Origin of the sequence: Winogradskyella psychrotolerans (genome assembly GCF_018860565.1) — a bacterium.
Taxonomy (GTDB): domain Bacteria; phylum Bacteroidota; class Bacteroidia; order Flavobacteriales; family Flavobacteriaceae; genus Winogradskyella; species Winogradskyella damuponensis.
Window position 1 is genome coordinate 246,404 of record NZ_JAHKPS010000018.1, and the last position, 13,530, is coordinate 259,933.

Annotated in this window: 13 protein-coding genes; 6 read left to right on the top strand and 7 right to left on the bottom strand. The window is 32.7% G+C overall.

Features of this window, described 5'->3' with window-relative positions; genetic code table 11:
- Positions 1-32: 32 nt before the first annotated feature.
- The gene (locus KO504_RS07650) at positions 33-1,205 is read right to left on the bottom strand and encodes a proline dehydrogenase family protein (protein ID WP_215925739.1); all 1,173 of its coding nucleotides are present in this window, start codon (positions 1,203-1,205) and stop codon (positions 33-35) included.
- A gap of 93 nt (positions 1,206-1,298) precedes the next feature.
- Here KO504_RS07650 and aroB point away from each other — a divergent pair, with 93 nt between their 5' ends.
- Positions 1,299-2,369: a 3-dehydroquinate synthase gene (gene aroB, locus KO504_RS07655; RefSeq protein ID WP_215925740.1), complete on the top strand. Its 1,071-nt coding sequence runs from the start codon at positions 1,299-1,301 to the stop codon at positions 2,367-2,369.
- On the opposite strand, the gene KO504_RS07660 is transcribed toward aroB, so the two are convergent.
- From KO504_RS07660 to KO504_RS07670, 3 genes are all read right to left on the bottom strand, one after another.
- Positions 2,366-2,881 (bottom strand): DinB family protein, encoded by a 516-nt coding sequence (locus KO504_RS07660; RefSeq protein WP_215925741.1) that lies wholly within the window; start codon positions 2,879-2,881, stop codon positions 2,366-2,368. The genes aroB and KO504_RS07660 overlap by 4 nt on opposite strands.
- A 68-nt stretch (positions 2,882-2,949) precedes the next feature.
- The gene (locus KO504_RS07665; RefSeq protein ID WP_215925742.1) at positions 2,950-3,429 is read right to left on the bottom strand and encodes an Lrp/AsnC family transcriptional regulator; all 480 of its coding nucleotides are present in this window, start codon (positions 3,427-3,429) and stop codon (positions 2,950-2,952) included.
- A gap of 74 nt (positions 3,430-3,503) precedes the next feature.
- Positions 3,504-4,649: a M14 family zinc carboxypeptidase gene (locus KO504_RS07670; protein WP_215925743.1), complete on the bottom strand. Its 1,146-nt coding sequence runs from the start codon at positions 4,647-4,649 to the stop codon at positions 3,504-3,506.
- 302 nt (positions 4,650-4,951) lie between these two features.
- On the opposite strand from KO504_RS07670, the gene KO504_RS07675 reads away from it, so the two are divergent.
- From KO504_RS07675 to KO504_RS07690, 5 genes are all read left to right on the top strand, one after another.
- Positions 4,952-5,329, top strand: coding sequence for a helix-turn-helix domain-containing protein (locus tag KO504_RS07675; protein WP_215925744.1), 378 nt, complete (start codon positions 4,952-4,954; stop codon positions 5,327-5,329).
- A 41-nt stretch (positions 5,330-5,370) separates the two neighbouring features.
- Positions 5,371-5,757, top strand: a complete 387-nt coding sequence (locus KO504_RS07680; protein ID WP_215925745.1) for a hypothetical protein — start codon at positions 5,371-5,373, stop codon at positions 5,755-5,757.
- A 165-nt stretch (positions 5,758-5,922) separates the two neighbouring features.
- A complete protein-coding gene (locus KO504_RS17330; protein WP_252723642.1) occupies positions 5,923-6,435 on the top strand; it encodes a hypothetical protein in 513 nt (170 codons plus the stop codon).
- Positions 6,431-7,333: an MBOAT family O-acyltransferase gene (locus KO504_RS17335; RefSeq protein WP_354667391.1), complete on the top strand. Its 903-nt coding sequence runs from the start codon at positions 6,431-6,433 to the stop codon at positions 7,331-7,333. The genes KO504_RS17330 and KO504_RS17335 overlap by 5 nt, the downstream gene beginning before the upstream one ends.
- A gap of 3 nt (positions 7,334-7,336) precedes the next feature.
- Positions 7,337-8,281 carry a hypothetical protein gene (locus tag KO504_RS07690; RefSeq protein WP_215925746.1) on the top strand — a complete coding sequence of 315 codons (945 nt, stop codon included), beginning with the start codon at positions 7,337-7,339 and terminating at the stop codon, positions 8,279-8,281.
- On the opposite strand, the gene KO504_RS07695 is transcribed toward KO504_RS07690, so the two are convergent.
- Genes KO504_RS07695 through KO504_RS07705 form a run of 3 tightly spaced genes read right to left on the bottom strand, consistent with a single transcriptional unit; the run spans position 8,278 to position 13,283 of the window.
- A complete protein-coding gene (locus tag KO504_RS07695) occupies positions 8,278-10,953 on the bottom strand; it encodes a DNA gyrase/topoisomerase IV subunit A (protein WP_215925747.1) in 2,676 nt (891 codons plus the stop codon). The two genes, KO504_RS07690 and KO504_RS07695, sit on opposite strands and share 4 nt — an antisense overlap.
- The gene (locus KO504_RS07700) at positions 10,954-11,427 is read right to left on the bottom strand and encodes a hypothetical protein (RefSeq protein ID WP_215925748.1); all 474 of its coding nucleotides are present in this window, start codon (positions 11,425-11,427) and stop codon (positions 10,954-10,956) included. It lies immediately after the preceding gene.
- The gene (locus KO504_RS07705; protein ID WP_215925749.1) at positions 11,424-13,283 is read right to left on the bottom strand and encodes a DNA topoisomerase IV subunit B; all 1,860 of its coding nucleotides are present in this window, start codon (positions 13,281-13,283) and stop codon (positions 11,424-11,426) included. The genes KO504_RS07700 and KO504_RS07705 overlap by 4 nt, the downstream gene beginning before the upstream one ends.
- Positions 13,284-13,530: the final 247 nt, after the last annotated feature.

Genomic DNA, 13,530 nt, shown 5'->3' on the forward strand with positions numbered 1-13,530 from the left:
TAGTGGCTTTTTTATATAACAAAAACGAAAGTTTACAATTTTCGTCGTTTTCGTTCCGTTTTTAATAATGACAACTCTCTACTCGTTTGCCCCGAAACTGAAGTGTTTTCCTCTGCCCTTCTAATTAAATAAGGCATCACATCTTTTACCGGTCCAAACGGAATATACTTTGCTACATTATAACCTTGAGCCGCTAAATTAAAACTAATATGATCACTCATACCATATAACTGCCCAAACCATATCCTATTATCTTCTTTAGAGATGTTATGAGTTTTCATAAGATCCATAGCTAAGTAGCAACTTAATTCATTATGTGTACCGATAAAAACTGATATATCTTTTAAATTTTGAAGTATATAATTTAAGGTTTCATCAAAATTATCGTCAGTCGCTTTTTTATTTTCACAAATTGGAGAATCATACCCTTTATCCAAAGCACGTTCGCGCTCCTTCTCCATATATGCCCCTCTAACAATCTTCATTCCAATTTTAAAACCGTCTGCTTTAGCACGTTCATGCAATTGCTTTAAATAATCTAAACGATCCCAGCGATACAACTGTAAAGTATTATAAACTACAGCAACATCTTTATTATAGCGACGCATCATTTCTTCTACCAAATCATCTGCAGCATCTTGCATCCAACTTTCTTCTCCATCAATTAAAACTTCAACATCTTTTTCCTTAGCTAATTTACAAACAGCATCAAACCTTCCTACTATTCTATCCCATTCATCCTCTTCTTCATTTGTTAAAGCAACACCTTCTGTCTTTTTCTGATACAATAAAAACCGACCAAAACCTGTTGGTTTAAACACCACTATTGGCATTGCTTCCCGTTCATCACAGAAGTTTATAATCTTCAATATTTTTGCTAGCGCATTATCAAATTGATTTTCTACAGATTTACCTTCTACAGAATAATCCAAAACCGAACTCACTCCTTTTGTATAAAGCTTATCTATTACTGGCAAACAGTCATCTTCATTAACTCCACCACAAAAATGATCAAAGACAGTAGCTCTAATTAACTTTTCTACGGGCAAATGCGCTTTTAAAGCAAAGTTTGTTGCAGCCGTACCAATACGAACCAAAGGTTCAGATGATATCATTTTAAATAAAAAGTAGGCACGTTCTAATTCTGAGTCCGACTTTAATTCAAAGGCAGTCTCTGTATTTTCAAAGAGTGAGCGATCAATCATTAGCTAAATAATATATGTACAAATATATTTATTAATCATTTACTTTTTCTGAAAAAGGAAGTATTTTCACATCATCAATTTAGATATTTTAAAATGGATTCTATTTCTACAAAAAATGCCACAGTTTTTTTTAATTCTGAAGTCTATAAAGCATTAAATAATTACCTAAAAACCGACAAACCTTCCAAGATATTTATTCTTGTAGATACCAATACTCACGACTATTGTTTACCTGCGTTTTTGGAACGCATAGAGTCTAGCGACATAGTCATTGAAGTCATGGAAATACCAAATGGTGAAGACCACAAAACCATAGACATCTGTACAGGTGTTTGGGAAGCTCTATCTGAATATAACGCAGATCGCAAAAGTTTATTAATTAACTTAGGCGGTGGAGTTGTTACAGATTTGGGTGGTTTTGTAGCAAGTACATACATGCGAGGCATCGCTTACATAAACATTCCAACAACACTATTAGCCATGGTAGATGCTTCAGTTGGAGGAAAAACGGGAGTTGATTTAGGCGCCTTAAAAAATCAAATAGGAATTATAAATGAAGGAGTAATGGTTGGAGTTGACACCTCTTACCTAGATACTTTACCTCAAAATGAAATGGTTTCTGGTTTCGCAGAAATGCTAAAACATGGTTTAATTTACGATAAAACCTACTGGAACACCTTAACACATCTTGAAAAATTAGACATTTCCGATTTAGACCAATTGATTTATGACTCTATCATCATCAAAAATGAAGTGGTAACATCTGACCCAACAGAGAAAGGCCTAAGAAAAATTCTAAATTTTGGTCATACTTTAGGTCACGCAATTGAAAGCTACTTTCTAGAAAACGCAGATAAGACACCATTATTACACGGAGAAGCTATTGCAATAGGCATGCTATTAGAAAGCTACCTATCAACTAAAATATGCGGCTTAAGCCAAGACGAATTTGAGATAATTTCTTCAGGAATACTCAAAACATTCTCTAAAGTTGAAATCAATAAAAACGACCAAAAAGTAATCATAGATCTATTACAGTACGACAAAAAGAATAGTTATGGCGTTGTAAAATTTGTATTGCTTGAAGCCATTGGCAAACCCAAAACCGACTGTGTAGTTCACAACGACCTTATTTTAGAAGCTTTTGATTATTATACCCATTAGAGATAACGGTCTTTTACAATTTGAGTATGGTGATTTTCATGACCTGTTAAAATATATCCTAATGCCCTCACAGAAATGGGACAGCCACTCGCCTCACCCACTTGTTCTAAAGCGGCTGAATCAAAACTTCTATACAACGCTATAGAAGCCTGCCTTACAGCCTTATACTCATCTATTATGTTGACTAAAGAACGTTTGCTTGCGTTAGCTGTAATAGCATAATCGTCTTGTTCATACCCAGCCAATGGCGTTTTATCCTCTCGCGCTATTCGTAATGCTCTATATGCAAAAACACGTTCAGTATCTATAATATGAAGCAACACATCCTTTGGAGTCCATTTCCCTTCTGCGTAAGCATAATTATGCTTGTCTTGCGCTAAGCCCGAATAAAACAACACCACAGAATCTAAATTTTGTTCTAAACCCTCAACGATATCTATGCTTGCCGCATTATCAATATACCGTTTATAATACGTGTCATATTCGTTATTATTAAGTGTATTAGAAATCATAATTATATAAATTAAAAAAAAGCCCTTCGTAAACTAACTAAGGGCTTTTGTATATTGTATTGTTTTAATTACAACTCATTAAAAATGGTATGCATTAAACGTTTTTTATCATTAAGACTTTCTTCTAAAGAAATCATAGTTTCAGTTCTGTAAACACCTTCTATATCATCTAACATAAAGATAATTTCTTTAGCATGCATAGTATCTTTAGCTCTAATCTTACAGAAGATATTAAATTTCCCTGTGGTAATATGAGCAACCGTCACATAAGGTATATTATTAATTCGCTCTAAAACAAACTTAGTTTGCGATGTATTTTGAAGAAAAACGCCTACATATGCAATAAACGAATAATCTAATTTTTGATAATCTAATGTTAAAGAAGATCCCTTAATAATTCCCGCTTCTTCCATTTTTTTAACACGCACATGAACAGTACCAGCAGAAATCAATAATTTTTTCGCAATATCTGTAAATGGAATACGTGTATTATCAATAAGCATATCGAGAATTTGGTGGTCAATCTCATCTAATTTAAATTTTGCCATAATCATATAATCTTTAAAGTAAATGCAAAAATAGAACATTTACACTAACGATATTGCATAAAAATTGAATTATTTTAAGGTTTCAATAAGATTTCCTCATTATTTAACATTGCGAAAACGATTTCGTTACCCAAAATTAATTCCGAATTTTCTGTAGTTTTAAGAACTCTACCTTTTGCATCAACTTCTTTATGACCAAAATGATTAAGCAGTTTTTCTAATTTTGCTATTTTAGGAACAAAATGCAGTTTTTTGTCCACCAACACTTCTTCATACTGAATAGCTACATCTATTAAATCGGTGTCTCCTGCTTTTAATTTCGTATCCCTAATAATAATATCATAAAAACATTTTGCATTTTCAGGAATATCAAAATAACGCTCATAACCTCCAATAACAACCTCCTTAGCAATCGTAAACAATCCTGATAAAATAGCAATAAACATTAAACGCCTTACCTCTTCCCTTTCATAATCATTTGTATAATGACCAGCTTCATAAAGCAATGTTGGCACTCCTAAATTTTGAAAGGTATCACCAACACAACTAAGACTAAAACCATCATCATAACGCCCAATCCCATTTGGAATTTCATTTTGCAGTACAGTATTTATCTCCGCAATAATAGCCATAGCTACCTTTCTATTATCTGTTAAAGAACGCTCTTCATCTTGCGAAGGTGATAAAAATGAAAGTGTAGCAACGTTGTTTTTTTTTCCAGCACTAAAAATAGTACGCTGTCCATGAAGGTTAAAACAATAATTTGGCATAAAATCGTCATAAGCCTGACGTAAAATCTTACTTTCTGGCTGAGATAAATTTTGTGCGTCCCTGTTTAAGTCTACTAGATTCGCATTTAAACGCGTATATTTTTCAGCTCCATCAGGATTTAATATAGGAATAACCACTAACGTACATTGCACTAATATACCTTTTGTGAAATTATTTTCAGTTTCAAACAAATTAAAACAATCAAAAAGCGCCTTAGTAGATGTCGATTCGTTTCCGTGCATTTGAGACCATAATAAAATTTTGATTGGTCCATGCCCAAATTTCAAACTGTAGATTGGTCGTTTTTCAACAGAATATCCAAGCGTAGAAATCTTAGATTTTGGTAATTTTTCTAAACACTTTTCTATATCAGAATTGGTTATATAACGACCATATAATTCTGTTGTTTTTACAGAAGAAAACACATCATTTAAAAGCTCTAAATTCATATCATTATTTTGATGTTACAAATGTAATCATTTGAAATTTTACATTTGTAAACAGTAATTGTTCTAATTTTTGTTACAATGTTAAACAGATAGTATTAAAAAACACACAGCTATTTATATGCTTTTTGAAAATAATTCAACAAACAATACATTTTAAACCCAATAAACATATTATCAGAACTTTATATCAAAAAATCAAACCTAAAGTTTAACTATAATAAAATATAAACAAAACCTTTAGCTACAATTACAATACTATTGATTACATTTGTAACATCACAAAAACAAATCTAAGGTTTACAATGATAAACTCATCAGAATTTACACAACGCCTACAAAAGGTCATGGATTTTTACAGTGAAACAGCATCTAGTTTTGCTGAAAAAATCGGAGTACAGCGCTCTAGTATTTCTCATATTTTGTCTGGTAGAAATAAGCCAAGTTTAGACTTTGTAATGAAGGTACTTCACTCCTATCCTGAAGTAGAATTATATTGGCTAATGAATGGCAAAGGTCATTTTCCTAATGAGCCTAAAATTTCAGAATCACCAAACTCAAACATAACCGAACAGCCTATTGCAAAACCACAAATCCCTGTTTCGGACTCTAACTCTAATTCTGAAATTGAAAAAATTGTTATCTTTTATAAAGACGGTACTTTTAAAAGTTATAAGCCTTAAAACTAATTGCACTATTCATTATCTTTGAAAAAAGATTTTAAATGAAGCATTTTTCCTCACTTTTGTTACTATTACTTTTAACAAGCTGCTATACTATAGAGCGCAATTGTACAGATTTTAAAACAGGTACCTTTGAATTTACCTACACTATTGATGGTATTGAGAAAACCTCTCGTTTTAAACGAACAGAACACTTTAACATTGATTATCATGAAGAAGTAGCAGACTCTTCTTCTATTCGCTGGATTAATGATTGTGAATTTATCCTTAAGAAACTTCACCCTACCAATAATTCTGAAAAAAATGCCATCCACATGAAAATCCTCTCTACAACGGAAGATTCTTATATGTTTGAATACAAGCTTGCTGTAAAACGACCTAATAAACCATTAAACATAGAAAAAGGCATTGCTAAAAGAGTTAAATAGCATTAACGTACTGTTTTTATTTACCAGCTAAGCTATAGAGCGTTGTTTTTATTCCGCTTAACTAAAATTACTGTATTTTATTGGATGCGCTAATTTGGTTTCACTGGATTTCACAAAAATTAGCACGTTTTTAACAAGACCCCAAATCTAAAAAACTCTCGGTTAATGCTTTTTAATTCGTTAGAATATCTTCTTTTTTCACCTATAGTCTTTGTTGCCTATTGGTTACTAAAGAACAGCTACAAGAAGCAGAATATCTTATTACTCATATCTAGCTATGTATTTTACGGCTGGTGGGATTACAGATTCCTGTCTCTTATTATATTCAGTTCTTTTTTAGATTATTTTGTTGGTCAAAAAATAGAAGAAGCAATAGGCAAAAAAAACAAAAAACGCTGGTTACTAGTCAGTCTTTTTTCAAATTTAGGCCTACTTGGTGTTTTCAAATATTACAATTTCTTTGCAGATTCTTTTACAAGTACAATGTCTGCCATTGGATGGGAAGTTAACAACCTTACATTAAATATTATATTACCCGTTGGAATTAGCTTTTACACCTTTCAAACTCTAAGTTACAGTATAGATATATATCGCAATCAAATAAAAGCAAGCAGAGATATTGTAGGCTTTTTTTACGTTTGTAAGCTTATTTCAGCAGTTAGTAGCTGGCCCAATTGAACGTGCTTCCAATCTAATTCCTCAGATAGAAAAGAAACGAAACCTTAATATTACCTTAATAAAAACAGGACTATTTCAAATTTTTATTGGTTTATTTAGAAAAGTTGCCATTGCTGATAATTTGGGTATTTATGTAGATTCTGTCTATGGAAATTACGAAATACACAACAGCTCTACACTTTTAGTTGCAACAGTTTTTTATGCCTTTCAGATTTATTTTGATTTTTCCGGTTATTCTGATATCGCTATTGGTAGTGCAAAACTCTTTGGTTTTAATTTTAATAGAAATTTCAATTTCCCCTACTTTTCAAGAACGTTATCCGAATTCTGGAGGCGCTGGCACATGTCACTATCGTTTTGGCTAAGAGATTACCTTTATATTTCACTAGGCGGAAACAGAAAAGGCATAATAATTACTTACAGAAACTTATTACTTACTATGTTAATTGGTGGACTATGGCATGGTAGCTCTTGGAATTTTGTGATTTGGGGAGGAATTCACGGCTTATTTCTAAGTTTAGAAAAATACACCTTCTCTGCTTTTAAAATAAAAACTTTTAATGCATTTGGATACATCTACACATTCATTGTTGTTCTTATTGCATGGATTTTCTTTAGAGCACCAGACTTTCATTCAGCCTCTACAATCCTAACTAAAATATTCAGCTTCAATTACGGCATATTATTTATTGGTAACATCAATGCTTTTGTCAATGCCTTACTATTGCTTTCACTTGGCATTTTAATTGATTTAAAGATTTTTAGATCAGGTACATCACTAGAAGAATATGGAGTTCGTTATAGCGCTATAAAACTTTCGATGATTATGGCTGTTATTATCTTAATGCTTTGTCTGTTCTATTCAACAGCTGAAAACTTTATTTATTTTCAATTCTAGATTATGAACTCGGAAATCACTAAGAAACTTATCAAAATCATCATACTTACGCTATTAATTAGCTATGGCTTAGACAAATTAGTTTTCTTTGGCTTAAATAAAATTAGCAACAACGTAAAGACTGGTCAAGCCATTGGTAAACTCAATCATTTCCTTGAACTAAAAGACAATACTGATTTTTTAGTTTTTGGAAACTCTAGAGCTAATAGACATATAAATGTTGATTTATTTAGCGACAACAGTTACAACATGGGAATTGATGGTGTTGGTATTGCTTACAATAGCACACTTATTAATACATTACAAGAAAACAAAGAACAATTCATATTAGTACATATTGACACTAAAAATTTCTTTGATACAACTTATGACGGTTCTGATATAAGAGGCCTAAAAACCAAATACAAAAGAAACCCCATTATTACTTCTGCTCTTGATGAATCTGGTCAATTATCAAAATTACAGCAGATTTACTACAGCATGAATTACAATGGAAGCGCTATTGGAATCATAAAAAACTACTTTAAACCTAGCTACGACTACAAAGCATACAATGGTTACGATCCTATTTCGGTAAGCGAAGACCAAGAAGACATGAGAGATATTGTATTATCTAATTTTAGCACCGACAACGAATGTACAGATAGCCACGACGTAAATAGTATTGCATTAAACTATTTAAAAGCCATAAAATCCTTTACAGAAAAATCACCAAATAAAACCTTTTTATTTGTTACCTCGCCAATGTACAATGACACTTGCAGTACAGACAACACTAAACTAGCTAAGATTATGCTAGACCTAGGATTAAACTATATGGATTTTACAAATCTCTACAAGGATAAAAAAGACAATTCCTTGTGGAAAGACGCTACACACATGTCACAAAAAGGATCAGAAGCTTTTTCTAAATTATTAGTTAATAACATTAAAGCTTCAAAATTCTAGAAGAGCTTAGCTTGCCCTGTATCATCAACATCTATATCATCGTCGTTATCTCGAGATGCGCTATTTGACTTTTGTTTAGTATCCGTTTTTGAGCCTTCAGCTTCTAAATTTTCAGAAACCGTTTCTTCATCAACCACCTCTAACTCATCTGCATGCACTTCTTCCGGAGCCTCATAAGGCAATGCTTCTAACAAGTTTATCTGATTAATTTTATCTTTTGTCAACTGATTTCCTAATGCCGTAATACCTTTAATAGAAATAAACTCTTCAAGATTTACCTCCATATTTGGTTTTCGGTCTTTACCACGCTCTTTAGTGAATTCCACCTCTACCATTGGCCTCCAGTCTGTTGAAACGATCTCTAATTGCGAATCCATATGATCCGAAATAAAAGACTCTTCCTTTCCTTCTTGTTCTATTACAAAACGTTTTACATAGTAACGCTCCTTTTCTCCATCATAGTAAATGGCCGATATTGGTTTTTTAGGAATCCATTTTTCTAAGACAATCATATCACTATCAAAATGCGTCGTCAATTCTGGTATAATAGTTTTAACCACTCCAGACTGATTGATAACAAGAAGCCTATCTTCTCCTCTAAACTCACCTATCAATTCACCTCTTCCATCAACATTTAACCTCTGCACTGTATCGTCAAACCAAATTTTGCGCGGCTTTAAGGTAGATACTCCTTTTTCTTTAAGCTCCACACGCTTAATAGCATATTTAGTAACTTGATTTCCTTTAGATGCTCTTCCTTTTATAAGAATATCTGCAAAATCTAAATCCCATTTTAACTTCTTAATACTTCCTACTTGTCTCAACATTATTGTTACTACTTCAGCTTCACCATTAGGATTGGCAGAAAAATACCATAATACAGAACCTTTACTACCGTTAGTTAAATCGTACTCACGATCTCTAGTCATACTCGTTACCGCAAATCGTTTTACGTAAGAAGGTCCACTTTTACCATCACGATAAATCATATTATAAATGGTACGCTTATCTTTCTTCTTAAATACAGCAACATGAATAATGTTTTTACCTATAAAAGTTTTAGAATCTACTTTGGTAACCATCATCTTACCTTCTTTAGTAAACACAATAATATCATCTATATCGCTGCAGTCGCACACGTATTCATCGCGTCGCAATGACGTACCAATAAAACCTTCTTCCCTATTTACGTAAAGTTTTGTATTCCTAATAACAACCTTTGTCGCATCTACATCATCAAAAATTCTTATTTCTGTTTTACGCTCTTTACCCTCTCCGTATTCCTTTTTTAAACGTTCAAAATAAGCTATAGCGTAATCAATTAGATTCGCTAAGTGATGTTTTACTTCAGCTATTTGATCTTCTAAAGCATCTATTTTTTGTTGTGCTTTATCAATATCAAATTTAGAAATACGCTTAATTCTAATTTCGGTTAAGCGCGTAATATCTTCAACTGTAATTTTTCGTTTTAAATGTTTTATATGTGGCTGAAGTCCTTTGTCAATAGCATTTATAACACCATCCCAAGTTTCTTCTTCTTCAATATCGCGATAGATTCTATTTTCAATAAAAATACGCTCTAATGACGCAAAGTGCCATAGCTCTTCAAACTCACCAAGTTTTATTTCTAATTCACTTTTTAAAAGCTGAACGGTATTATCTGTTGAGCGACGCAACATTTCTGTGACACCAACAAAATACGGCTTGTTATCTTCAATAACACAACCCAATGGAGAAATTGACGTTTCACAACTCGTAAAAGCATACAATGCATCAATGGTTTTGTCGGGAGACAAACCTGAAGGCAAATGAATTAAGATCTCTACATTAGCAGCTGTATTATCTTCAATCTTTTTTATCTTAATTTTCCCCTTGTCGTTTGCCTTAAGTATAGAATCTATAAGCGACGATGTTGTAGTACCATAAGGAATTTCAGTAATAACTAAAGTATTCTTATCACGTTGAGAAATTTGAGCTCTAACTCTAACCTTACCTCCACGTAAACCATCATTATAATTGGTAAAATCTGCAATACCAGCTGTTGGGAAATCTGGCAATAAGGTAAAGCGCTTTCCTTTAAGATGTTTTACAGAAGCATCAATAAGCTCAATAAAATTATGCGGTAAAATCTTTGTAGACAAACCTACAGCAATTCCTTCGCCTCCTTGCGCAAGAAGCAAAGGAAACATTACGGGTAAATTAATAGGCTCTTTTCTTCTACCATCATAAGACGCTTGCCATTCGGTAATCTTAGGATTATAAACAACATCTAAAGCAAACTTAGAAAGTCTAGCTTCAATATATCTTGAAGCTGCAGCACGATCTCCCGTTAAAATATTTCCCCAGTTTCCTTGGGTATCTATTAATAAATCTTTCTGGCCAATCTGCACCATAGCATCAGCTATACTCGCATCGCCATGCGGATGATACTGCATAGTATGACCAACAATATTCGCTACTTTGTTATAACGACCATCATCTAAATCTTTCATAGAATGCATTATACGACGCTGAACAGGTTTAAAACCATCTTCAATGGCAGGTACAGCACGTTCTAATATGACATAAGAAGCGTAATCCAAAAACCATTCCTTGTACATTCCAGTAACCTTAGTAATGGTTTCCTGGCTACCTTCGTCCTCATTTAACAACTCATCATGTTCTTCTATCATCTATCCAACTTTATGCTTTATGTTTTCTTTTATAATCTTTCTTAAAGACTGCTTGACATACTTTAATTTTTTTCGCTTTAACAATGTTATATTAAAACGCTCTTTAGATATTGTTCCATCACTATTCTCTTTAGCAATTACTAAGACATTATATACGATGTAATCATGAACCTTATAACCTATTAATTCATGTTTAGAAATCTCAACTTTGTTTTCCCTGTAATTAATGAATTCTGTCAGTATTAATCCACTATTAGTAATTACAATTTTTGCTCCATCACTATCATACTCAAAATATCTCGCTACAAAATGAACTATAACAACTGCAACGATTAACCCCAGTATGACATAAAACCAACTTCCTTCAAATAATTCAATAGACTTAAACACAGTTCCTAACAAAACTGCTGCTACGACCAATAAAAAATATAAGGATATTATAGTATTTTTTACTTTTCTATTATCTGTTCTCATATAGCATCTTCTACGACATCTAATTCAACTTTAAGATTGTCAATAATAAATTCTTGACGTGTAGGTGTATTTTTTCCCATGTAGAAAGACAATAACTCTTCTATAGACATGTCTTTATCCAACATTACAGGATCTAAACGAATATCTGCACCAATAAAATGCACAAACTCATCTGGCGAAATTTCACCCAAACCTTTAAATCGAGTGATTTCTGGTTTTGGTTTTAATTTTTCCATAGCATCTTTACGCTCTTGTTCCGAATAGCAATAAATAGTTTCCTTTTTATTTCGCACCCTAAACAATGGCGTCTGTAGAATATAAAGATGTCCATCTTTTATAACTTCTGGAAAGAATTGCAAAAAGAACGTAATTAACAACAAGCGAATGTGCATACCATCCACATCGGCATCTGTAGCAATAACGACGTTGTTATAGCGTAAATCTTCTAGAGATTCTTCAATATTTAATGCAGCTTGAAGCAAATTAAATTCTTCATTCTCATAAACAATTTTCTTACTCAATCCATAGCAATTTAGAGGCTTCCCTTTTAAACTAAAAACAGCTTGTGTATTTACATCTCGCGACTTTGTTATACTACCTGATGCAGAATCTCCCTCTGTTATAAACAAGGTTGTTTCTAAATAGCGTTCGTTTTTAGTATCTCCAAAATGCACACGGCAATCGCGTAATTTTTTATTGTGAAGACTTGCTTTCTTTGCTCTATCTTTTGCTAGTTTTCGTATACCAGATAACTCTTTACGCTCACGTTCTGCTTGAAGAATTTTACGTTGAATTTTTTCTGCTGAATCAGGGTTCTTGTGCAAAAAGTTATCTAAGTACGTTTTAACAAAATCATTGATATAGGTTCTTACTGTAGGCAAGTCACCTCCCATATCTGTAGATCCTAATTTGGTCTTAGTCTGACTTTCAAAAACAGGCTCCATAACTTTTATAGCAATTGCAGCAACTACAGACTTTCTAATATCTGAAGCTTCGTAGTTTTTGCCATAAAATTCTCGTATCGTTTTTACCAAAGATTCTCTAAAAGCAGCTAAATGCGTTCCACCTTGTGTCGTATTCTGACCATTGACAAACGAATGATACTCTTCGCTATACTGTGTTTTGCTATGTGTTATCGCAATTTCTATATCATCACCTTTTAGATGAATGATTGGATACAACATATCTGATTCGTTAATATTTTCAGATAATAAATCCTTTAAGCCATTTTCACTAAAATATTTTTCTCCATTAAAAACTATGGTCAATCCTGGATTAAGATACACATAGTTTTTAAGCATTTTAACAATATACTCACTTCTGTATTTGTATTTTTTAAAGATGATTTCATCCGGAATAAAACTAACCTTAGTTCCTTTTCGTCTAGATGTATCATCTAACAACTCTTGATGAGTTAAATTTCCTTGCTCAAATTCCGCAGAAGCAGATCGTCCATCTCTTGTAGACTCTACTCTAAAATAAGAAGACAAAGCGTTAACCGCCTTAGTACCTACACCATTTAAACCAACAGATTTTTTAAAGGCTTTAGAATCGTACTTTCCACCGGTATTCATCTTAGAAACCACATCTACCACTTTTCCTAATGGAATACCACGACCATAATCTCTAACAATAACACGATCTCCTTGCACAGAAATTTCTATAGTCTTACCTGCGCCCATGACATACTCATCAATAGAGTTGTCTAGAACTTCTTTTAGTAAAATATAGATACCATCATCTGGCGAAGATCCATCGCCTAACTTTCCAATATACATACCAGGTCGCATTCGGATGTGTTCTTTCCAATCGAGTGAGCGTATGTTATCTTCTGTATAGTTAGACTGTTCTGCCATAAAATTTAGGTCAATTTTTTTGTTGGAACGCTAATATAAGATTATACCGTAAAAAATGAAATACGGATAGCGTAAAGTAATTAACAATAACCACCTAATATTGTTGAGAACATCACAGTTTTGTCAAATATGAGATAATTTCTATATTTTTTGTTTTAAAAATGCATTTCTAGCAGCAAAAAGGTTTGCCATATAGCGTCTAAAAAAACACACCTACGAATCTCTACACTAATAGAGGAAACGCCAT

Bases quoted from the DNA above. Each gene is read 5' to 3' on its own strand.
- KO504_RS07650 (WP_215925739.1), bottom strand. From the start codon at position 1,205: ATGATTGATCGCTCACTCTTTGAAAATACAGAGACTGCCTTTGAATTA.
- aroB (WP_215925740.1), top strand. From the start codon at position 1,299: ATGGATTCTATTTCTACAAAAAATGCCACAGTTTTTTTTAATTCTGAA.
- KO504_RS07660 (WP_215925741.1), bottom strand. From the start codon at position 2,881: ATGATTTCTAATACACTTAATAATAACGAATATGACACGTATTATAAA.
- KO504_RS07665 (WP_215925742.1), bottom strand. From the start codon at position 3,429: ATGGCAAAATTTAAATTAGATGAGATTGACCACCAAATTCTCGATATG.
- KO504_RS07670 (WP_215925743.1), bottom strand. From the start codon at position 4,649: ATGAATTTAGAGCTTTTAAATGATGTGTTTTCTTCTGTAAAAACAACA.
- KO504_RS07675 (WP_215925744.1), top strand. From the start codon at position 4,952: ATGATAAACTCATCAGAATTTACACAACGCCTACAAAAGGTCATGGAT.
- KO504_RS07680 (WP_215925745.1), top strand. From the start codon at position 5,371: ATGAAGCATTTTTCCTCACTTTTGTTACTATTACTTTTAACAAGCTGC.
- KO504_RS17330 (WP_252723642.1), top strand. From the start codon at position 5,923: ATGCTTTTTAATTCGTTAGAATATCTTCTTTTTTCACCTATAGTCTTT.
- KO504_RS07690 (WP_215925746.1), top strand. From the start codon at position 7,337: ATGAACTCGGAAATCACTAAGAAACTTATCAAAATCATCATACTTACG.
- KO504_RS07695 (WP_215925747.1), bottom strand. From the start codon at position 10,953: ATGATAGAAGAACATGATGAGTTGTTAAATGAGGACGAAGGTAGCCAG.
- KO504_RS07700 (WP_215925748.1), bottom strand. From the start codon at position 11,427: ATGAGAACAGATAATAGAAAAGTAAAAAATACTATAATATCCTTATAT.
- KO504_RS07705 (WP_215925749.1), bottom strand. From the start codon at position 13,283: ATGGCAGAACAGTCTAACTATACAGAAGATAACATACGCTCACTCGAT.